Source organism: Streptomyces sp. NPDC048504 (assembly GCF_043200035.1).
Classification (GTDB): Bacteria; Actinomycetota; Actinomycetes; order Streptomycetales; family Streptomycetaceae; genus Streptomyces.
Window position 1 is genome coordinate 237979 of sequence record NZ_JBICXA010000003.1, and the last position, 20078, is coordinate 258056.

Genomic DNA, 20078 nt, shown 5'->3' on the forward strand with positions numbered 1-20078 from the left:
GGCGACTGTGCCTGCGGAAAGGACTGATTGTGCGACAGCGTTCTTTGGTGATACTGACCTCCGTTCTCACGACCGGAGCTCTGACCCTCACCGCGTGCGGCTCCCGGGACAGCGGCAGCAAGAGCGACAGCGGGTCGACCACCCTGACCATCGGTGTCGACGCCCCGCTGTCCGGTGAGAACTCCACCACCGGTCTCGGCATCCAGTACGGCGTCCAGATCGCCGTCGACGACGCCAACAAGAACAACTGGGTCCCCGGCGTCAAGTTCAAGGTCAAGGCCCTGGACGACAAGGCGCAGCCCGCCACCGGCCAGTCCAACGCCACCGCCTTCACCGGCGACAGCAACGTTGTCGGCGCCGTCGGCCCGCTGAACTCCGGCGTCGCCCAGTCGATGCAGCAGGTGTTCGCCTCGGCCAACATGGTCGAGATCTCGCCGTCGAACACCAACCCCGCCCTGACCCAGGGCAAGGACTGGGCGACCAAGAAGACGCGGCCGTACAAGACGTACTTCCGCACCGCCACCACCGACGCCCTCCAGGGTGCCTTCGCCGCCGACTACGCGTACAACGGCCTCAAGAAGAAGAAGGCCTTCGTCGTCGACGACAAGCAGACCTACGGCGCCGGCCTGGCCGGGATCTTCAACAGCGCCTTCAAGAAGCTCGGCGGCTCCATCGCGGGCACCGACCACGTCAACACCGGCGACACGGACTTCAGCTCCCTCGTCACCAAGATCAAGAACTCCGGCGCCGACCTGCTCTACTACGGCGGCCAGTACGACGAGTCGGAGAAGATCACCAAGCAGCTCAAGGGCGCCGGCGTCAAGATCCCGCTCTTCGGCGGTGACGGCATGTTCGCCACCACCTACATCCAGACCGCCGGCAAGGCCGCCGAAGGCGACCTCGCCACCTCCGTCGGCGTCCCCGCCGACACCCTGCCCGCCGCCAAGCAGTTCATCGCGACCTACAAGGCCAAGGGCTACAAGGGTGACTACGGCGCCTACGGCGCCTACGCCTACGACGCCGCCACCGCCATCATCAAGGCAGTGAAGGCCGCCAAGGACGGCAACGGCGACAAGCTGCCCACCGGCAACGACCTCCGCTCCAAGGTCGTCGACGCCGTACAGAAGTCCGACTTCGAGGGCATCTCCGGCAAGGTCGCCTTCGATGAGTACGGCGACACCACGAACAAGCAGCTCACCGTCTACCAGGTCACCAACGGCGCCTGGAAGGCCGTGAAGACCGGCACCTTCAACGGCAGCTGACCTCACAGCTCCAGCACCACCGCACCACGGGCCGCGCGGAAGGAGGATCCCGACCGCGCGGCCCGTTGTCACACCCCCCCACCCCCAGGCACGCGATCTGTGCACACGACCACCAGCGACAATGGAGGCCACGCGGTGAACACCCTGCCGCAGCAGCTGGCCAACGGGCTGCTCCTAGGCTCGATGTACGGGCTGATCGCCATCGGCTACACGATGGTGTACGGCATCGTCCAGCTCATCAACTTCGCGCACGGCGAGATCTTCATGACCGGAGCGTTCGGCGCTCTCACGGTCTACGCCTACATCCTGCCCGACGGCACCGCGATGGTGGTCGCCGTACCACTCATGCTGATCGGCGGCGGAATCGTCTCCGTCCTCGTCGCGGTAGGGGCAGAACGATTCGCCTACCGCCCCCTGCGGCAAGCACCACGGCTGGCGCCCCTCATCACCGCCATCGGCCTCTCCCTGTCACTCCAGGAACTCGTCCGGAACTTCTACCCCGGCGCTGACAAGGCCCGCTCCTTCCCGAGCCTCGACGGCAACCACGACATCGGCTCCGTCACCATCTCCGACGCCGACATCTTCCTGGTCATCGCCGCCGTCATCTGCATGTCCGGCCTCGCCTGGTTCGTCCGCAAGAGCCGCACCGGCCGCGCCATGCAGGCCACCGCCCAGGACCCGGACACCGCCCAGCTCATGGGCATCGACACCAACCGCATCATCGTCATAGCGTTCGCCATCGGCGGCTTCTTCGCCGCCGTAGCCGCCGTCTCCTACGGCCTCAAGTACGGCAACATCGACTACCGCATGGGCTTCCTGATGGGCCTCAAGGCCTTCACCGCGGCCGTCATGGGCGGCATCGGCAACATCTACGGCGCCATGCTCGGCGGAGTCGTCCTCGGCGTCGCCGAGACCCTCGCCTCCGCCTACATCAGCAAGATCCCCGGCATGGAACAGCTCGGCGGCTCCAGCTGGGCCAACGTCTGGGCCTTCTGTCTCCTCATCCTCGTACTGCTGTTCAGGCCACAAGGCCTGCTCGGCGAACGCGTCGCGGACAGGGCGTGATCACATGACCGAGACGACCAAAACCCCGGCCACCCCGCCCGCCGACAACGCCACCGCGACCGCGCACCAGGGCCTCATCCCGATGCCCGCCGCAGCGGCCCGCGCACTCACCCTCGGCGGCGGCATCGCCACCGTCGTCTCCGCGTTCCTCGCCTGGACGTGGACCTCCGACTTCCCCGGCGACCTCACGGTCTACGGCTACCCCGGCGGCCTGCAATGGCTCACCGTCGTGGGCGGCCTCCTCGTCGCCCTCTTCGCCCTCGCCGGATACGGCGTCCGCGGCCTCGGCTGGCTCACCCCCGCCGGCGCCACCGGACCCACCCTCCTCACCGCACTCGGCGTCTTCGCCACCACCTGGTACACGGTCATCGCGATCGCCGTGAAGCTCGGCGGATTCGTCAACCTCGAACCCGGCGCGTACATCGCGGCCATCGCCTCCCTCGCCACGGTCATCGGCACCTTCGGCCTGCCCGCCGGCGAAGGCGCGCCCCAGAGGGCGAAGGAAGCGTCCGGCTCCTACCTCGCCATCCACGGCCGCTCCCGGTGGCGGCTCGTCCTCGCAGGCGTCAAGTTCCTCAACGCCTACATCGGCAAGCCCCCCACCATCCCCGCCGCCGCACCCACCGCCCCCTGGATCCAGCGACTCGTCATCACGATCGTCGCCGCCCTCGCCCTCACCGTCTTCGCCTACGGCATCGACGCCGAGGACCAACTCTTCGTCGGCTTCCTCATCGTGGTCGTCTTCACCACCTGGGCCCTGCACAGCGCCGGCCTCTTCGACCGGTTCAGCCACCTCACGGCCACCAACCGCAGCTTCGCCCTCGCCATGGGCTTCGTCGCCGCGATCGGCTTCCCCTTCACCCAGAGCAACGACCACTACGCCAACCTCGGCGTCAACATCCTGATCTTCGGGACCGTCGCCCTCGGCCTCAACATCGTCGTCGGCCTCGCCGGACTCCTCGACCTCGGCTACGTCGCCTTCCTCGGCGTCGGCGCCTACACCGCCGCCCTCGTCTCCGGCTCCGAGTTCTCCAAGTTCTCCGGCGTCCAGTTCCCCTTCTGGGCCGCAGCACTCACCGGCGCAGCCGCCAGCCTCATCTTCGGCGTCCTCATCGGCGCCCCCACCCTGCGCCTGCGCGGCGACTACCTCGCCATCGTGACCCTCGGCTTCGGAGAGATCTTCCGCATCTCCGTCAACAACATGGACGGCGTCTCCGGCCCCGACGTCACCAACGGCCCCAACGGCATCCCGTCCATCCCCGACCTGTCGTTCTTCGGCTTCAACTTCGGCCAGAACCACGACATCGCCGGATTCACCATCGGCCGGTTCGCCAACTACTACCTGCTCATGGTCCTGATCAGCGCCCTCGTCGTCACGATCTACCGCCGCGCCTCCGACTCCCGCATCGGCCGATCCTGGATCGCCATCCGCGAGGACGAGACCGCCGCCACCGCCATGGGCATCAACGGCTTCCGCGTCAAACTCATCGCGTTCGCCCTCGGCGCCACCCTCGCCGGCCTCGCCGGCACCGTCAGCGCCCACGTCACCTACAGCGTGGTACCCAACCCGTACCAGTTCGCCGGAGCGGCCCCGCCCAACTCCGCGTTCCTCCTCGCCGCCGTCGTCCTCGGCGGCATGGGCACCGTCTCCGGACCCTTCCTCGGCGCCGCCCTGCTCTACCTCCTCCCGGAGAAGCTCGTCGCCCTCCAGGACAAGTCACTCCTCGCCTTCGGCATCGCGCTCATCCTCCTGATGCGCTTCCGCCCCGAAGGAATCATCCCCAACCGCCGACGCCAGCTCGAATTCCACGAGACCGGCCAACTCGACGTACCGGACACCACGACCCTGACCGACGAACCGGCCATCACCAAGGCAGGGGCGTAGAGAGCCATGACGACACCCGTACTCGAAGCCCGTGACGTCACCATGCGCTTCGGCGGCCTCACCGCCGTCCGCTCCGTCGACTTCACCGTCAACGCCGGCGAGATCGTAGGCCTCATCGGCCCCAACGGCGCCGGCAAGACCACCTTCTTCAACTGCCTCACCGGCCTCTACGTCCCCACCGAGGGCACGGTCTCCTACAAGGGCACGGTGCTCCCACCCAAGCCCCACCTGGTGACCAAGGCCGGCATCGCCCGCACCTTCCAGAACATCCGCCTGTTCGCCAACATGACGGTCCTGGAAAACGTCCTCGTAGGCCGCCACACCCGCACCAAGGAAGGCCTCTGGTCCGCCCTCCTCCGCGGCCCCGGCTTCAAGAAGGCCGAAAAGGCCAGCGAAGAACGCGCCATGGAACTCCTGGAGTTCATCGGCCTCGCCCACAAGCGCGACCACCTGGCCCGGAACCTCCCCTACGGCGAACAGCGCAAGCTGGAGATCGCACGCGCCCTGGCCTCCGAGCCAGGCCTCCTGCTGCTGGACGAACCGACGGCCGGCATGAACCCCCAAGAGACGCGGGCGACCGAGGAGTTGGTCTTCGCCATCCGCGACAAGGGCATCGCCGTCCTCGTCATCGAGCACGACATGCGCTTCATCTTCAACCTCTGCGACCGCGTCGCCGTCCTCGTCCAGGGCGAAAAACTCGTCGAAGGAACCTCCGACGTCGTCCAGGCCGACGAACGCGTCGTAGCCGCCTACCTCGGCGAACCGTTCGAAGGCACCCCCGACGAAACGGCACCCACCGCCGAGACCACGGAAGCGGAGAGCACCACCAGCACCAAGGGAGAAGCCCAGTGACCGCACTGCTAGAGGTCGAGGACCTCAGGGTCTCCTACGGCAAGATCGAAGCCGTCAAGGGCATCTCCTTCAGCGTCGAAGCCGGCCAGGTCGTCACCCTCATCGGCACCAACGGCGCCGGCAAGACAACGACCCTGCGCACCCTCTCGGGCCTGTTGCAGCCCTCGGGCGGCAAGATCACCTTCGACGGCAAGCCGCTCAACAGCGTCCCCGCCCACAAGATCGTCGCCCTCGGACTGGCCCACTCCCCCGAAGGCCGGCACATCTTCCCCCGCCTCACCATCGCTGAAAACCTCCAACTCGGCGCCTTCCTCCGCAAGGACAACGCAGGCATCGAGAAGGACATCCAGCGCGCCTACGACCTCTTCCCCATCCTCGGAGAACGTCAGAAGCAGGCAGCGGGCACGCTGTCCGGCGGCGAGCAGCAGATGCTGGCGATGGGCCGCGCCCTCATGTCCCAGCCGAAGCTCCTGATGCTCGACGAGCCGTCCATGGGCCTCTCGCCGATCATGATGCAGAAGATCCTGTCGACGATCGTGGAACTCAAGGCATCGGGCACGACGATCCTCCTGGTCGAACAGAACGCCCAGGCGGCCCTGTCCCTCGCCGACCAGGGCCACGTCATGGAGGTCGGCAACATCGTCCTCTCCGGCACAGGCGAGGACCTCCTGCACGACGAGTCGGTACGGAAGGCATACCTCGGCGAGGACTGAGGCCGAGCCTGAGGCTCAGGTAGCTTTCCCCGTTTTTCTACGACGAGGCCCGCGCCCCCTCTCTCGGGGCGCGGGCCTCGTCGTACGTACTGCCGCAGGTCGGTGTCAGCCCTTGGAGGACTTCTTCTCGTCCGCGTCCTGGATGACCGCCTCGGCGACCTGCTGCATCGACATCCGACGGTCCATCGACGTCTTCTGGATCCACCGGAACGCGGCCGGCTCCGACAGCCCGTACTCCGTCTGCAGAATCGACTTCGCACGGTCGACCAGCTTGCGCGTCTCCAGACGCAGCGTGAGATCGGCGACCTCCTGCTCCAACTGCTTGAGCTCGGTGAAGCGGGACACCGCCATCTCGATCGCGGGCACGACGTCACTCTTGCTGAAGGGCTTCACCAGGTACGCCATCGCACCGGCGTCCCTCGCCCGCTCGACGAGGTCACGCTGCGAGAAGGCGGTGAGCATCAGCACCGGCGCGATGCCCTCCTCGGCGATCTTCTCGGCGGCGGAGATCCCGTCCAGCTTGGGCATCTTCACGTCGAGGATCACCAGGTCGGGCTTGTGCTCACGGGCCAGCTCGACGGCCTGCTCACCATCACCGGCCTCACCGACGACGGTGTACCCCTCCTCCTCCAGCATCTCTTTGAGATCGAGCCGGATCAGGGCCTCGTCCTCGGCGATGACGACACGGGTCGTCAGCGGAGGCACGTGCGACTTGTCGTCGTCGGGCGCGTCTACGGGCTGGGGCGACTCGGGGGCGGTCACGGGGGCTCCTCGTTCAGGGCGGGGTGCTGCTCCCAAGAGCGTACCTAGCTGCGGTAAGGTAGTTGCCCAAGGGGTTGGGCAACTCCTTCCTTTCAAAGGCCCCAGTACTCCAACTGGTTAGAGAGGCCGCTCTCAAACAGCGGACAGTGTGGGTTCGAATCCCACCTGGGGCACTTTTCCTTCGGATCGAAGGTTGCCATCGGAAGCGGAAGTTCACGTTCGCGTGAACCTTCGCTTTTTGCTGCGTGTCGCGACGATCACCCTCACAGAGTGTGCACATGTACGACATCAGCACACGCAAGCGAGCGCTCGCACTGGTCGAGCAAGGCCGCAGCCTCAACTCCGTGAGCCGCGAGACCGGCATCTCCCGCGCCACGATCCGCTCCTGGCAGGACCGACTCGAACCCCTGCCCAGCATCACGACTCCGGCTCCCGGGCCCCCCGCTGACAATCAGGCCTACGCCTACCTCCTGGGCCTCTATCTCGGCGACGGCTGCGTCAGCGCCCACCCGCGCGGCACCGGCTACTACCTCAGAATCGCGTGCGCCGACGCATGGCCCGGGCTCATCCAACTGTGTCGCGAGGCCATAGCGAAGGTGCGCCCCGGCATCGGCGTCTTCGCACTCCAGAAGGAGGGCTACGCAATGGTGACCAGTTACTACCGACACTGGCCTCACCTCTTCCCCCAGCACGGTCCCGGCAAGAAGCACGACCGCCTTATCGCCGTCGAACCCTGGCAGCAGGAGATCGTCGACGCCCACCCTTGGGAGTTCATCCGGGGTCTCGTCCACTCCGACGGCTGCCGCATCACCAACTGGACGACCCGCCTCGTCCGCGGTGAGACAAAGCGTTACGAATACCCCCGCTACTTCTTCACCAACCTCTCCACGGACATCAGGCAGCTCTACACCGACACCCTCGACAAGGTCGGCGTCAGCTGGAAGCAGGCCAACGCCAACAACATCTCCGTCGCCCGCAAAGCCTCAGTCGCCCTCATGGACACCCACGTGGGCCCCAAACACTGACCCCACAACATGACGCGTCACAACCCGCCCCCACCCCCTTTGTGACCTCCCCCAATTCCCCGCACGACCGTTGACCGGCACAAACCCCACCCGCGATGTTCGGCCGCATGACACCCCTGAACAGACGAGGTTTCGTCGCGGCTGCCGCCGGTGCCGCCGCAGCCGCCGTAGCCATGAGCCCGGATTCCGCCGCAGCCCTGATCCAGGAACAAATCCCCACGAACATGAACGAATTGAACTTCTCCAACAAAGACGACTTCGCAGCCGCCGACAAGGGATTCATCGCCGCCCTGAAACCCGGTGTCGTCAAGAACGCGGCCGGAGAAGTCGTCTTGGACAACGACGCCTACGCCTTCCTCAAAGGCAACACCCCGAAGACAGCCAACGCGATTCTCTGGCGCATGTCTCAACTCACCCGGAAACAGGGGCTGTTCAAGGTAACCGACCGGATCTATCAGGTCCGCGGACTCGACCTCTCCAACATGACGATCGTCGAGGGCGACACCGGCGTGATCGTGATCGACCCGCTGATCTCGGCCGAAACCGCCGCCGCAGCACTGCAGTTGTACCGGGACCACGTCGCCGACAAAGAAGTGACCGGCCTCATCTACACGCACCCGCATGGAGCACGCGGTCTCCGAGAACGTATACGCGGGGACGGCGATGACCCGCCGTTCCATCTACATGTACGGCGCTCAACTCCCCAAGAGCCCTGCCGCACAAGTCGGTTGTGGGCTCGGGCAGAACATCTCCACCGGAACCATCGGGCTCCTCGAACCCACCCGGTACGTCTCGACGACCGGGCAACGGCTCACCGTCGACGGCGTCGTCATGGAGTTCCAGATGACGCCGGGGACGGAGGCGCCCGCCGAGATGGACTTCCTGTTCCCCGATCTCCGTGCCGTCTGCATGGCCGAGAACGCCACGCACACGATGCACAACATCATCACGCTGCGCGGCGCCCAGGTCCGCGACGCGAAGCAGTGGGCCGCCTACCTCACCGAGTCGATCGAACTCTACGACGGTCAGGTCGACGTCGCGTTCGCTTCGCATCACTGACCTACGTGGGGGAACGACGAGATCGTCGGGCTGCTCGAAGCGCAGCGGGATCTGTATGCGTACATGCATGACCAGACCTTGCGGATGCTCAACTCCGGTCTCACGGCCGGGAAATCGCGGAGGAGTTCCAACTGCCGCCCGCGCTCGCGGAGGTGTGGGCGAACCGGGGTTATTACGAGTCGATCAGCCATAACGTGAAGGGTATTTATCAGCGGTACATGGGCTGGTTCGATGCCAATCCGGCTCATCTTTGGGAGCATCAGCCGGTCGCGGAGGCGAAGCGGTATGTCAAAGCGTTGGGAGGTCCGGAATCCGCCCTGTCGAAAGCCCAGGCATTCGTCCGTGACGGCGATCTCCGTTTCGCCGCCACTCTCCTCAACCAAGGTGTATTCGCCGAGCCCGATGAGAAGAAGCCCAAGGAACTCCTCGCACAGGTCTATGAAAAGCTGGCGTACGCGACGGAGAACGCGGTCTGGCGGAACTTCTATCTCACGGGTGCGATGGAGTTGCTGGAGGGTGTCAAGGCGCCTTCGTCCGCTTCCGACAGCTCGGATGTGAAAGCGGCTCTCTCCGTCGATCAGCTCATCGATGCCATGTCGGTGCGGGTCGACGGGCCCAGGGCGTGGGATCTCGATCTCGCCATCGACTGGTGTCTGCCGGGGCAGGGCACGTACTGGCATCTGCGGCTGAGGCACGGTGTGTTGACGCGTACGTCGGGTGCCTCGCCCAGCCCCTCCGCCGGGCTGACGCTCACCATGAACAAGGTGCAGGTGTTGCAGCTGTTGGCCGGGAAGGGGTTGGGGGCGATTCAGGTGTCCGGGGATGTGACGTTGCTGACCACGTTGTTCTCGGTGATCGTGACTCCTGTGGCGGACTTCAACATCGTTACGCCATAGGGCTACTTGGGGCTGTCGTCCTCGCCGACGTGGTGGACGCGGACGAGGTTGGTCGAGCCGGCGACTCCGGGGGGTGAGCCTGCCGTGATGACGACGATGTCGCCCTTCTGGCAGCGGCCGTACTTGAGGAGGAGTTCGTCGACCTGGTCGACCATGGCGTCGGTGGAGTCGACGTGGGGGCCGAGGATGGTCTCCACGCCCCAGGTGAGGTTGAGCTGGGAGCGGGTGGCCGGGTCGGGGGTGAAGGCCATGACCGGGATGGGCGAGCGGTAGCGGGAGAGGCGGCGGACGGTGTCGCCGGACTGGGTGAAGGCGACGAGGAACTTGGCGCCGAGGAAGTCGCCCATCTCGGCGGCCGCTCGGGCGACGGCGCCGCCCTGGGTGCGGGGTTTGTTGCGTTCGGTCAGTGGGGGCAGGCCCTTGGCGAGGATGTCCTCCTCGGCGGCTTCGACGATGCGGGCCATGGTGGTGACGGTTGCGATGGGGTATTTGCCGACGCTGGTCTCGCCGGAGAGCATCACCGCGTCCGTGCCGTCGATGACGGCGTTCGCCACGTCGCTGGCTTCCGCGCGGGTGGGGCGGGAGTTCTCGATCATCGAGTCGAGCATCTGGGTGGCGACGATGACCGGTTTGGCGTTGCGCTTGGCGAGTTTGATGGCGCGCTTCTGGACGATCGGGACCTGTTCGAGGGGCATTTCGACGCCGAGGTCGCCGCGGGCGACCATGATGCCGTCGAAGGCGGCGACGATGTCGTCGATGGCCTCGACCGCCTGGGGTTTTTCGACCTTGGCGATGACGGGGAGGCGGTGGCCTTCTTCGTCCATGATGCGGTGGACGTCGTCGATGTCCTTGCCGCTGCGGACGAAGGAGAGGGCGATGACGTCGAAGCCGGTGCGCAGGGCCCAGCGGAGGTCGGCCTCGTCCTTGTCGGAGAGGGCCGGGACGGACACGGCGACTCCGGGGAGGTTCAGGCCTTTGTGGTCGGAGACGATGCCGCCTTCGACGACCTTGGTGTGGACGCGGGGGCCGTCGACTGCGGTGACTTCGAGGCAGACCTTGCCGTCGTCGACGAGGATGCGTTCGCCGGTGGTGACGTCGGTGGCGAGGCCGGCGTAGGTGGTGCCGCAGGTCTGGCGGTCGCCTTCGGCGCCTTCTTCGACGGTGATGGTGAAGGTGTCTCCGCGTTCAAGGAGTACGGGTCCTTCGGTGAAGCGGCCGAGTCGGATCTTCGGGCCTTGAAGGTCGGCGAGCATTCCGACGCTGCGGCCGGTCTCCTCGGAGGCCTTTCGGACGCGCTGGTAGCGCTCCTCGTGTTCGGCGTGGGTGCCGTGGCTGAGGTTGAAGCGGGCTACGTCCATTCCGGCTTCGACCAGGGCTTTGATCTGGTCGTACGAGTCGGTGGCGGGGCCCAATGTACAGACGATTTTTGCTCGGCGCATGTTTCGAGCCTAGGCCTTACCGGCGGGTAGGGAATTGGCCGTGCATGACTACTCAACAACCTTTGGGTGAAGGGTTATTGACAAGGCTTGAATGTGCGGCGGGGTGCTCCAATGAGCGTTCGAATCGTCGAATTGCGGATGCATGTCAAAGGCGCGGGGGTGCCATCGTGAAGCGTGCGTTGACCTGGGCGTAGACGTGTTGCCGTTGGGGTTCGAGGTCGAGGGGTGCGGCGGTGGTGTCCTCGGCGGCTGCGCCGGCGAGGGACATGGAGCGCATACGGCGCTGGGGGGTGCCGTAGGTCTCGGCGTTCTCGGCGCCGATGTCGGCGAGTTCGACGAGGGCGGCGAGGGTCGTCCCCAGTGCTTCGGCGTATTCGCGGGCGCGTTGGACGGCTTCGTGGACGGCTTGTTGGCGGGCCTGGCGGTGGACGGGTGAGTCGGGGCGCAGGGCCCACCAGGGGCCGTCGACGCGGGTGAGGTCGATGTCGGCGAGGCGGGTGGTGAGTTCGCCGAGGGCGGTGAAGTCGGCGAGTTCGGCGGTGACGTTGACTCTGCCGTGGTAGCGGTGGACGCGTTCGCCGCGGCCGTGTTTGGTGAGTTCGGGGGTGATGGAGAAGCCGCCGGTCTCCAGGCGTTCGACTGCTTCGCCGTAGCTCTTTATGAGGTCGAGGACGGTGGCGTTGCGGCGGGTGAGGTCGTCGAGGGCGGTGCGGCGGTCGGTGCCGCGGGCGGCGACGGTGATGCCGATGCGGGCGATCTCGGGGTCGACTTCGAGGCGTGCTTCGCCGCGGACGGCGATGCGGGGGGCGTCGGGGGTGCCGTAGGGGACGGGGGGTTGGGGGTCGTCCGTGCCGGGGGTGGTCATACGTCCCACTCTGTCAGGTGGGTCGGCTGGTGGTCATCAGATCGAAACCTGCGGGACCTGTCGCGGCCAGTAAGAAGCGGGTAAGAATCTACGCGCGTTGTTGACCGTTTCCCGAGGAGATCCAGACATGCCCTTGAACCGCCGGAAGTTCCTGAAGAAGTCCGCTGTGACGGGTGCGGGGGTGGCGCTGGCCGGTGCGGCGGCGGCTCCGGCGGCGCAGGCCGCGGAGAAGAAGCCGGGCAGGCATCCGAAGCGGTACTCGCTGACCGTGATGGGCACGACGGATCTGCACGGGCATGTCTTCAACTGGGACTACTTCAAGGACGCGGAGTACGCGGACGCCAAGGGCAACGCGATGGGTCTGGCGCGGGTCTCGACCCTGGTGAACCAGGTCCGTCAGGAGAAGGGGCGGCGGAACACGCTGCTGCTGGACGCTGGTGACACGATCCAGGGCACTCCGCTGACGTACTACTTCGCGAAGGTGGACCCGATCACTGCCAAGGGCGGTCCGGTGCATCCGATGGCGCAGGCGATGAACGCGATCGGGTACGACGCGGCGGCGCTGGGCAACCACGAGTTCAACTACGGCATCGAGACGTTGCGGAAGTTCGAGGACCAGTGCCGTTTCCCGCTGCTGGGGGCGAACGCGCTGGACGCGAAGACGCTGAAGCCGGCGTTCCCGCCGTACTTCATCAAGACGTTCCGTGTGCCGGGTGCGCCGCCGGTGAAGGTGGCGGTCCTCGGGCTGACGAACCCGGGTATCGCGATCTGGGACAAGGCGTATGTGCAGGGGAAGTTGACGTTCCCGGGGCTTGAGGAGCAGGCGGCGAAGTGGGTGCCGAAGCTGCGGTCGATGGGGGCGGATGTCGTCGTGGTGTCGGCGCACTCGGGGTCGTCGGGGACGTCGTCGTACGGTGACCAGCTGCCGTACGTGGAGAACTCGGCGGCGCTCGTCGCGCAGCAGGTGCCGGGGATCGACGCGATCCTCGTGGGTCACGCGCACGTGGAGATCCCGGAGTTGAAGGTCACGAACACGGCGACGGGCAAGACGGTCGTGCTGTCCGAACCGCTGTGCTACGCCGAGCGGTTGAGCGTGTTCGACTTCGAGTTGGTCTTCGAGAAGGGGCGTTGGAGCGTCGAGTCGGTGGCGGCTTCGCTGCGGGACGCGAAGACGGTCGCGGACGATCCGAAGATCACGCGGTTGCTGAAGGACGAGCACGCGCTGGTCGTGAAGTACGTCAACCAGGTGGTCGGTACGGCGACGGCGACGCTGACGACGGTCGACGCGCGGTACAAGGACGCGCCGATCATCGACCTGATCACCAAGGTCCAGGAGGACGTGGTGAAGGCGGCGTTGGCGGGGACCGCGTACGCGTCGCTGCCGGTGATCGCGCAGGCGTCGCCGTTCTCGCGGACATCGGAGATCCCGGCGGGAGAGGTGACGATCCGGGATCTGTCGGGTCTGTACGTGTACGACAACACGCTGGTCGCGAAGTTGCTGACGGGTGCTCAGGTGCGGGCCTACCTGGAGTACTCGGCGGAGTACTTCGTGCAGACGGCCGCCGACGCGGCTGTCGACACGGAGAAGTTGACGAACGCGGGTGGTCGTCCGGACTACAACTACGACTACGTGTCGGGGTTCTCTTACGAGATCGACATCGCGCAGGCGGCGGGTTCGCGGATCAAGAACCTGACGTACAACGGTGCCGCGTTGGACGACGCGCAGCAGTTCGTGCTGGCGGTGAACAACTACCGGGCGAACGGCGGCGGTGCGTTCCCGCATGTGGCGTCGGCGACGGAGGTGTGGGCGGAGTCGACGGAGATCCGGACGCGGATCGCGGAGTGGGTGACCGCGAAGGGTGTGCTGGATCCGGCCGGCTTCGCTTCGGTGGACTGGAAGTTGACGCGGAACGGGACGCCGGTCTTCTGAGCCGGTTCCTGAGCTCGTCCTCTGGGGGCCCGGCGGCTCTGGTCGCCGCCGGGCCCCTTCTCAGCGTTCCACGAGTGGGGTGAGGGTGCGGGTGGCCTGGCGGGCCGGTGGGATCTGGGACTGGGGGTCAAGACCGAACGTGGTGAAGGCCGTTCGGCCGGGGAGGGGGTAAGGCTCCTTGCCCGTGAGGGAGTTGAGGATGGTGGCGCTGCGCCAGGCGGCGAGGCCGAGGTCGGGGGCGCCGACGCCGTGGGTGTGGAGTTCGGCGTTCTGGACGTAGACCTGGCAGCCGGAGCCGGTGACGGCTGGGTCGAGGACGAGCCTGAACTGGTCGTCTACGCGCGGGCGTTCGGCGCTGTCGCGGCGCAGGTAGGGGTCGAGTCCGGCGAGGATGCGGCCGAGGGGGCGTTCGCGGTAGCCGGTGGCGAGGACGACGGCGTCGGTGGTGAGGCGGGAGCGGGTGTTCTGCTGGAGGTGTTCCAGGTGGAGTTCGACCTTGGTGGTCGCGATCCGGCCGGCGGTGCGGACGCGGACGCCGGGGGTGAGGACGGCGTCGGGCCAACCGCCGTGCAGGGTACGGCGGTAGAGCTCGTCGTGGATGGTGGCGATGGTGCCGGCGTCGATGCCCTTGTGGAGTTGCCACTGCGAGGTGACGAGGCGGTCGCGGACGGGTTCGGCGAGGGCGTGGAAGTAGCGGGTGTAGTCGGGGGTGAAGTGCTCCAGGCCGAGCTTGGAGTACTCCATGGGGGCGAAGGCCTCGCTGCGGCCGATCCAGTGGAGTTTCTCGTGTCCCGCGGGCCGGTTGCGGAGCAGGTCGAGGAAGACCTCGGCGCCGGTCTGTCCTGAGCCGATGACGGTGATGTGGTCGGCGGCGAGAAACGTTTCGCGGTGGGCGAGGTAGTCGGCGGCGTGGATGACGGGGACGCCGGGGGCTTCGACGAGGGGCTTGAGCGGGTCGGGGACGTAGGGGGCGGTGCCGACGCCGAGGACGATGTTCTTGGTGTAGGTCCGGCCGAGGGCCTCGGCCTCGCCGTCGCTGTCGAGCTGGGTGAAGTCGACCTCGAACACGTCGCGTTCGGGATTCCAGCGGACGGCGTCGACCTGGTGGCCGAAGTGGAGTCCGGGGAGGCTGCCGGCGACCCAGCGGCAGTAGGCGTCGTACTCGGCGCGCTGGATGTGGAAGCGCTCGGCGAAGTAGAAGGGGAAGAGGCGGTCGCGGGCCTTGAGGTAGTTGAGGAAGGACCAGCGGCTGGCGGGGTCGGCGAGGGTCACCAGGTCGGCCAGGAACGGGACTTGGACGGTGGCGCCGTCGATGAGCAGGCCGGAGTGCCAGTCGAAGCAGGGGCGCTGTTCGTAGAAGGCCGTGTCGAGTTCGCTGAGCGGGTGGGCGAGGGCGGCCAGCGAGAGGTTGAACGGTCCGATGCCGATGCCGACCAGGTCGCGGGGTGAATCGGGTTCGTGGCGTGGGGGGTTGGGGGTCTGGGGGTGACCCGTCGGGGGGTGGCTCATCGGGGGGTGTTTCCTTCCACCAGTTTCAGGAGGGCGGCCAGGTCGTCGGGCCGGGCGTGGGGGTTGAGGAGGGTGGCCTTGAGCCAGAGCCGCCCGTCGAGCGCGGCCCGGCCGAGGACGGCCCGTCCGTCGGTGAGGAGTTGGCGGCGTACGGCGGCCACGGCGTCGTCGGTGGCGTCGGCGGGCCGGAACAGGACGGTGCTGATGACGGGTGGGGCGTAGAGCTCGAAGCCGGGGTGGTCGCGGACGAGGGCGGCGAACTCCCGTGCGCGGGCGCAGACTTGGTCGACGAGGGTGCCGAGTCCGGTGCGGCCGAGGGTTTTCAGGGTGACGGCGAGTTTGAGGACGTCGGGTCTGCGGGTGGTGCGCATCGAGCGGCCGAGGAGGTCGGGCAGGCCCGCTTCGGTGTCGTCGTCGGCGTTGAGGTAGTCGGCGCGCTGGGTGAGGGCGGCGAGGTCGCGGGGGTGTCGTACCGCGAGGAGGCCTGCGGCGACGGGCTGCCAGCCGAGTTTGTGCAGGTCGAGGGTGACGGTGTGGGCGCGGTCGAGGCCGGCGAGTTTGTCGCGGTGGCGGTCGCTGAAGGTGAGGCCTCCGCCGTAGGCGGCGTCGATGTGGAGGCGGGCGCCGTGGGCGGCGCACAGGCCGGCGATCTCGGGGAGCGGGGCTATGAGGCCGGCGTCGGTGGTGCCGGCGGTGGCGGCGACCAGGACGGAGCCGCGGGGGCCCGGGAGTGCGGTGAGGGCGTCGTCGAGGGCGGCGGGGTCGAGGGTGCCGGTGGGGGTGGGGACGACGACGGGGTCGGGCAGGCCGAGGAGCCAGGCGGCGCGGGGCAGGGAGTGGTGGGCGTTGCTTCCGCAGACCAGCTGCACGGTGCCGCTGTGGGCTTCGCGGGCGAGGAGCAGGGCGAGTTGGTTGGCTTCGGTGCCGCCGGTGGTGACGAGGGCGTCGGCGAGGCCGATCTCGTGGGCGAGGGTGCGGGTGACGAGCGCTTCGAGGGCGGAGGCGGCGGGGGCCTGGTCCCAGGAGTCGAGCGAGGGGTTCAGCGCGCTGACGGCGAGGTCGGCGGCGGCGCTGACGGCGAGCGGCGGGCAGTGCAGGTGTGCCGCGCACAGCGGGTCGGCGGGGTCGGCGGCGCCTTCCGCGAGCGCGTGCACGAGGGTGCGCAGGGCGTCGGGGTCGCCGTCGTCGGGGAGTACGTCCCCTACGGCGTCCCGCATGCGGGCGGCGACCGCGTCGGGGCCGCCCGCGGGGAAGGGGCCGCCGCGTGCCCGGCGTCCGGTGCGGAGGGCGTCGAGGACGGTGTCGAGCAACGGCCGCAGGGCGTCGGGTCCTTCGGGGCCTGAGGCGAGGGGGGCGCTGCTCATGCTGTCCTCCGGGGCGCGGGCAGGGGGAGTTCCAGCTTGGACCCGGATGAGTCGACGCGCCCGGGGAGAACAACGATCGGAACCCGAAAGGGTGTTGTTCAGTGCCCGGTGTGGGAGTTGGTGTTGGTGCGGGCGTTGCTGGGGGCTGCGCCCCCAGACCCCCGCTTCGGCCCTGAAGGGGCCTCGTCCTCAAACGCCGGACAGGCTGGAATGCCAGGGGCGTTTGAGGAGCACCCGGGTCTTTGCTACGCCCCCCGTACCCGCAATGCGCGCCCCAGGTCGTCGAGTTGGTCGACCAGCTTGCGGTGCAGGGACGGGATGAGGTCGGCGTCGCGGAGGCATTCCTCGCCGAGGCGGAGGGTTTCGGGGTCGACGGCGTGGGTGGGGAAGGCCCAGCGGCCGGCGGCGTCGGCGATGGCGGGGCCCCGGCGGGTGGCGAGGGCTACCGCGTCCGTGAAGAAGCGGGGCACGTAGTCCCGTACGAGGTCGGCCTGTTCGGGTTGCCAGAAGCCCTGGGCGGTGGCGGTGAAGAGGTAGTTGGAGAGGTCGTCCGTGGTGAACATGGCCTCCCAGGCGGTGCGTTTGGCCTCGGGGTCGGGGAGGGCGGCCCGGCAGCGGGCGGCGCCTTCCTGGCCGGTGGCGGACGGGTCGCGCTCCAGCTCGGCGGCGATCGCGGGCGCGTCGGTGGCGCCGAGGACGGCGAGGCGGGCCAGGACGCGCCAGCGGAGTTCGGGGTCCAGCTCCGGGCCGCCGGGGACGGTGCCCTCGGTGAGCCAGGCGGCGATGGTGTCGGGGTGGGCGGCGACGTCGATGAAGTGGCGTACGGCGATGAGGCGCAGGCCGGGGTTCGACCCGTCCTCGGTGCGGCGGATGAGGTCGCGGCACAGGGCGGTGAGGGTGGCGAGGGCGGCCGGGCGGGCCTCGGGGGTGAGGTAGCGGTCGGTGACCTGGGCGGAGGCGAAGGCGAGGACGCCCTGGACGAGGGCGAGGTCCGTCTCGTGCGGGAGGTGGGCGCGGGCGGCGTCCAGGTAGGCGGAGGCGGGGAGTTGGCCGTCGCGGACGGTGTCGCGCAGGGCGTTCCAGACGACCGCGCGGGTGAGGGGTTCGGGGAGGCCGGAGAGGCTGGTGCGGACGGTTTCGAAGGAGTCGGGGTCGAAGCGGACCTTGGCGTAGGTGAGGTCGCCGTCGTTGAGGAGGAGCAGCGCCGGGGGCTTGCCGAGGGGTTGGGGCTCGGTCTGCGGGACGTCGAGGTCGATGCGTTCGCGCAGGGTGAGGCGGCCGGGGTCGCCGGGGTCCTGGTCATACAGGCCGACGGCGATGCGGTGCGGGCGGCTGCCCGTGCGGTCGACGGTCAGGGTGTACGTGCCGTCGTCGGCGCGGGTGACGGTCGGGGTGAGCGTGTCCACGCCCGTCGTGCGCAGCCACGCGTCCGCCCACGCGTGGACGTCCCGTTCGGTGCCCGAGGCGAGGGAGTCGATGAAGTCGGCGAGGGTGGCGTTGGCGAACTTGTGGCGGGCGAAGTGGGTGTTGATGCCGGCGAGGAAGTCCTTCTCGCCGAGCCAGGCCACGAGTTGGCGTAGTGCGGAGGCGCCCTTGGCGTAGGAGATGCCGTCGAAGTTGAGGAGGGCGGAGGCGGTGTCGTCGACGTTCTCGGGGGCCACGGGGTGGGTGGAGGGGCGCTGGTCGGCGTCGTAGCCCCAGGCCTTGCGGACGACTCCGAAGTCGGTCCAGGTGTCGGTGAAGCGGGTGGCCTCGGTGAGGGTCTGGTAGCCCATGTACTCGGCGAAGGACTCGTTCAGCCAGATGTCGTCCCACCACTGGAGGGTGACGAGGTCGCCGAACCACATGTGGGCCATCTCGTGGGCGATGACCATGCCGCGGGTCTGCCGCTCGGTGTCGGTGACGGCGGAGCGGTAGATGAACTCGTCGCGGAAGGTGACCAGGCCGGGGTTCTCCATCGCGCCCGCGTTGAACTCGGGGACGAAGGCCTGGTCGTAGGAGTCGAAGGGGTAGGGCTCCTCGAACTTCTCGTGGTAGCGGTCGTAGCACTGACGGGTGATGTCGAGGATCTCCTCGGCGTCCGCGTCGAGGTGGGGGGCCAGGGAGCGGCGGCAGTGGATGCCGAAGGGCAGGCCGCGGTGTTCGGTGCGGACGGAGTGCCAGGGGCCGGCGGCGACGGCGACGAGGTAGGTGGAGACGAGGGGGGTGGGGGCGGCCTGCCAGCGGCCTTCGCCGAGGTGTTCGGTGACGCCGTTGGCGAGGACGGTCCAGCCTTCGGGGGCCGTCACGGAGAGGTCGAAGACGGCTTTGAGGTCGGGCTGGTCGAAGGCGGCGAAGACGCGCTGGACGTCTTCCATGAAGAGCTGGGTGTAGACGTAGGTCTCGCTGTCGGTGGGGTCGGTGAAGCGGTGCATGCCTTCGCCGGTGCGGGAGTAGCGCATGCTCGCGTCGACGCGCAGTTCGTGCTCGCCGGCGGTGAGGCCGGGCAGCGGGAGCCGGTTCTCGACGAGGTGCTCGGGGTCGAGGGGGCGGCCGTCGAGGGTGACGGAGCGCAGCTCGGCGGGCTTGAGTTCGACGAAGGTGTCCGCGTCGGCACGAGCGGTGAACGCGATGACGGTGCGGGAGTCGAAGGTGTCTTCGCCCGTCGTCAGATCGAGTTCGATCGTGTAGCGGTGGACGTCGAGGAGCCTGGCACGGGTCTGCGCTTCGTCGCGCGTCAGTACGGACATGCAGGACATGCTGCCTGATGGCACTGACATGGCACAGAAGTGGCCGGTGAGAGGACACCTAGGCGGTCCGGTACGCGGCCTATGTCCGGTCGGACGCGGGTGCGGGGGCGGTGTTCTGGGCGTCGCGCTGGTAGGGCACGCGCGCGTCCGGGTGGGGCAGGGCGGGGCGGGGTTCGTGCGGGTCCTTGAGGAGGGCGCGGAGCTCGCGGACCTCCCGTTCGAGGGCCCGGTGGCGCTGGTGGGCGTCGTAGAGGTAGCGGACCTTGGTGCGCAGGACCCAGGGGTCGACGGGTTTCATGACGAGGTCGGCGACGCCGAGGGTGAAGGCGGCGGAGGTCATCTCGGGGTCGGGGCCGAACCCGGTGAGGAGGAGGACGGGGATGTGCTGGGTCTGCTCCAGGCGGCGCATGTAGCGGACGACGTCCAGGCCGCTGACGCCGGGCATGCGCACGTCGAGCAGGAGGAGGCCGACCCTGCCGCGGAGCACCTGCTTGAGGGCCTCGTCGCCGCTGGTGGCGCGGGCGAGCCGGTAGCCCAGCGGGGCCAGGGCGCTCTCCAGCGCGTACAGCGTGTCCTCATGGTCGTCGACGATGAGGATCTCGGCATCCGACGGCATGGCCCGACGTCCCTCCCGCGTGGGACAACCAGCTTATGACGCAGGTGTTGACGGGGTGTGCCCGTCGACTGACATGGAGTGCACAAGGAGCGCACAGCGCAGCATGC

The 20078-nt window shown here is 68.1% G+C and carries 14 protein-coding genes, 1 tRNA gene and 1 pseudogene; 9 read left to right on the top strand and 7 right to left on the bottom strand.

Annotation, left to right across the window (positions count from 1 at the left end; all coding sequences use genetic code 11):
- The first annotated feature begins 44 nt into the window (after positions 1–44).
- The 5 genes from ACGFY9_RS08835 to ACGFY9_RS08855 all read left to right on the top strand — a co-directional run bounded on the left by ACGFY9_RS08835 (position 45) and on the right by ACGFY9_RS08855 (position 5777).
- Positions 45–1262, top strand: coding sequence for a branched-chain amino acid ABC transporter substrate-binding protein (locus tag ACGFY9_RS08835; RefSeq protein WP_393753375.1), 1218 nt, complete (start codon positions 45–47; stop codon positions 1260–1262).
- 135 nt (positions 1263–1397) lie between these two features.
- On the top strand, positions 1398–2327 hold the full coding sequence (locus tag ACGFY9_RS08840; RefSeq protein ID WP_359605144.1) for a branched-chain amino acid ABC transporter permease: 930 nt from the start codon (positions 1398–1400) through the stop codon (positions 2325–2327).
- 4 nt (positions 2328–2331) lie between these two features.
- On the top strand, positions 2332–4212 hold the full coding sequence (locus ACGFY9_RS08845) for a branched-chain amino acid ABC transporter permease (protein ID WP_393753040.1): 1881 nt from the start codon (positions 2332–2334) through the stop codon (positions 4210–4212).
- Between the two features lie 6 nt (positions 4213–4218).
- Complete coding sequence (locus tag ACGFY9_RS08850) at positions 4219–5064, top strand: ABC transporter ATP-binding protein (protein WP_393753041.1); 846 nt, start codon at positions 4219–4221, stop codon at positions 5062–5064.
- The gene (locus ACGFY9_RS08855; RefSeq protein WP_393753042.1) at positions 5061–5777 is read left to right on the top strand and encodes an ABC transporter ATP-binding protein; all 717 of its coding nucleotides are present in this window, start codon (positions 5061–5063) and stop codon (positions 5775–5777) included. Before ACGFY9_RS08850 ends, ACGFY9_RS08855 begins: the two co-directional genes overlap by 4 nt.
- Positions 5778–5882: 105 nt before the next feature.
- Here ACGFY9_RS08855 and ACGFY9_RS08860 read toward each other — a convergent pair whose 3' ends face one another.
- Complete coding sequence (locus tag ACGFY9_RS08860; RefSeq protein ID WP_019062225.1) at positions 5883–6539, bottom strand: ANTAR domain-containing response regulator; 657 nt, start codon at positions 6537–6539, stop codon at positions 5883–5885.
- Between the two features lie 98 nt (positions 6540–6637).
- Here ACGFY9_RS08860 and ACGFY9_RS08865 point away from each other — a divergent pair.
- The 3 genes and pseudogenes from ACGFY9_RS08865 to ACGFY9_RS08875 all read left to right on the top strand — a co-directional run bounded on the left by ACGFY9_RS08865 (position 6638) and on the right by ACGFY9_RS08875 (position 9519).
- Positions 6638–6712: transfer RNA gene (locus tag ACGFY9_RS08865), tRNA-Leu, on the top strand.
- Positions 6713–6817: 105 nt separating this feature from the next.
- Positions 6818–7564 carry a helix-turn-helix domain-containing protein gene (locus tag ACGFY9_RS08870; RefSeq protein ID WP_393753043.1) on the top strand — a complete coding sequence of 249 codons (747 nt, stop codon included), beginning with the start codon at positions 6818–6820 and terminating at the stop codon, positions 7562–7564.
- A gap of 107 nt (positions 7565–7671) precedes the next feature.
- Positions 7672–9519 (top strand): annotated as a pseudogene (locus ACGFY9_RS08875) (alkyl/aryl-sulfatase).
- Positions 9520–9521: 2 nt separating this feature from the next.
- Here ACGFY9_RS08875 and pyk read toward each other — a convergent pair.
- Both pyk and ACGFY9_RS08885 read right to left on the bottom strand, forming a co-directional pair.
- Positions 9522–10958: a pyruvate kinase gene (gene pyk, locus ACGFY9_RS08880; RefSeq protein ID WP_393753044.1), complete on the bottom strand. Its 1437-nt coding sequence runs from the start codon at positions 10956–10958 to the stop codon at positions 9522–9524.
- A 145-nt stretch (positions 10959–11103) separates the two neighbouring features.
- Positions 11104–11823, bottom strand: a complete 720-nt coding sequence (locus ACGFY9_RS08885; RefSeq protein ID WP_393753045.1) for an SIMPL domain-containing protein — start codon at positions 11821–11823, stop codon at positions 11104–11106.
- Between the two features lie 127 nt (positions 11824–11950).
- Here ACGFY9_RS08885 and ACGFY9_RS08890 point away from each other — a divergent pair, with 127 nt between their 5' ends.
- A complete protein-coding gene (locus ACGFY9_RS08890; protein ID WP_393753046.1) occupies positions 11951–13753 on the top strand; it encodes a bifunctional metallophosphatase/5'-nucleotidase in 1803 nt (600 codons plus the stop codon).
- A gap of 60 nt (positions 13754–13813) precedes the next feature.
- Here the strand turns inward: ACGFY9_RS08890 and ACGFY9_RS08895 are convergent, their stop codons facing one another.
- From ACGFY9_RS08895 to ACGFY9_RS08910, 4 genes are all read right to left on the bottom strand, one after another.
- Entirely contained in the window at positions 13814–15262 is a 1449-nt protein-coding gene (locus tag ACGFY9_RS08895) for a lysine N(6)-hydroxylase/L-ornithine N(5)-oxygenase family protein (RefSeq protein ID WP_393753047.1), read from the bottom strand.
- Positions 15259–16626, bottom strand: a complete 1368-nt coding sequence (locus tag ACGFY9_RS08900) for a pyridoxal phosphate-dependent decarboxylase family protein (RefSeq protein ID WP_393753048.1) — start codon at positions 16624–16626, stop codon at positions 15259–15261. The genes ACGFY9_RS08895 and ACGFY9_RS08900 overlap by 4 nt, the downstream gene beginning before the upstream one ends.
- 245 nt (positions 16627–16871) lie before the next feature.
- Positions 16872–19355, bottom strand: coding sequence for an aminopeptidase N (gene pepN, locus ACGFY9_RS08905; protein ID WP_393753049.1), 2484 nt, complete (start codon positions 19353–19355; stop codon positions 16872–16874).
- Between the two features lie 79 nt (positions 19356–19434).
- Entirely contained in the window at positions 19435–19971 is a 537-nt protein-coding gene (locus ACGFY9_RS08910; RefSeq protein ID WP_393753050.1) for a two-component system response regulator, read from the bottom strand.
- Positions 19972–20078 lie beyond the last annotated feature (107 nt).

Coding starts and splice junctions, on each gene's coding strand:
- ACGFY9_RS08845 (WP_393753040.1), top strand. CDS start 2,332: ATGACCGAGACGACCAAAACCCCGGCCACCCCGCCCGCCGACAACGCC.
- ACGFY9_RS08895 (WP_393753047.1), bottom strand. CDS start 15,262: ATGAGCCACCCCCCGACGGGTCACCCCCAGACCCCCAACCCCCCACGC.
- ACGFY9_RS08900 (WP_393753048.1), bottom strand. CDS start 16,626: ATGAGCAGCGCCCCCCTCGCCTCAGGCCCCGAAGGACCCGACGCCCTG.
- pepN (WP_393753049.1), bottom strand. CDS start 19,355: ATGTCCGTACTGACGCGCGACGAAGCGCAGACCCGTGCCAGGCTCCTC.
- ACGFY9_RS08850 (WP_393753041.1), top strand. CDS start 4,219: ATGACGACACCCGTACTCGAAGCCCGTGACGTCACCATGCGCTTCGGC.
- ACGFY9_RS08870 (WP_393753043.1), top strand. CDS start 6,818: ATGTACGACATCAGCACACGCAAGCGAGCGCTCGCACTGGTCGAGCAA.
- ACGFY9_RS08910 (WP_393753050.1), bottom strand. CDS start 19,971: ATGCCGTCGGATGCCGAGATCCTCATCGTCGACGACCATGAGGACACG.
- pyk (WP_393753044.1), bottom strand. CDS start 10,958: ATGCGCCGAGCAAAAATCGTCTGTACATTGGGCCCCGCCACCGACTCG.
- ACGFY9_RS08890 (WP_393753046.1), top strand. CDS start 11,951: ATGCCCTTGAACCGCCGGAAGTTCCTGAAGAAGTCCGCTGTGACGGGT.
- ACGFY9_RS08885 (WP_393753045.1), bottom strand. CDS start 11,823: ATGACCACCCCCGGCACGGACGACCCCCAACCCCCCGTCCCCTACGGC.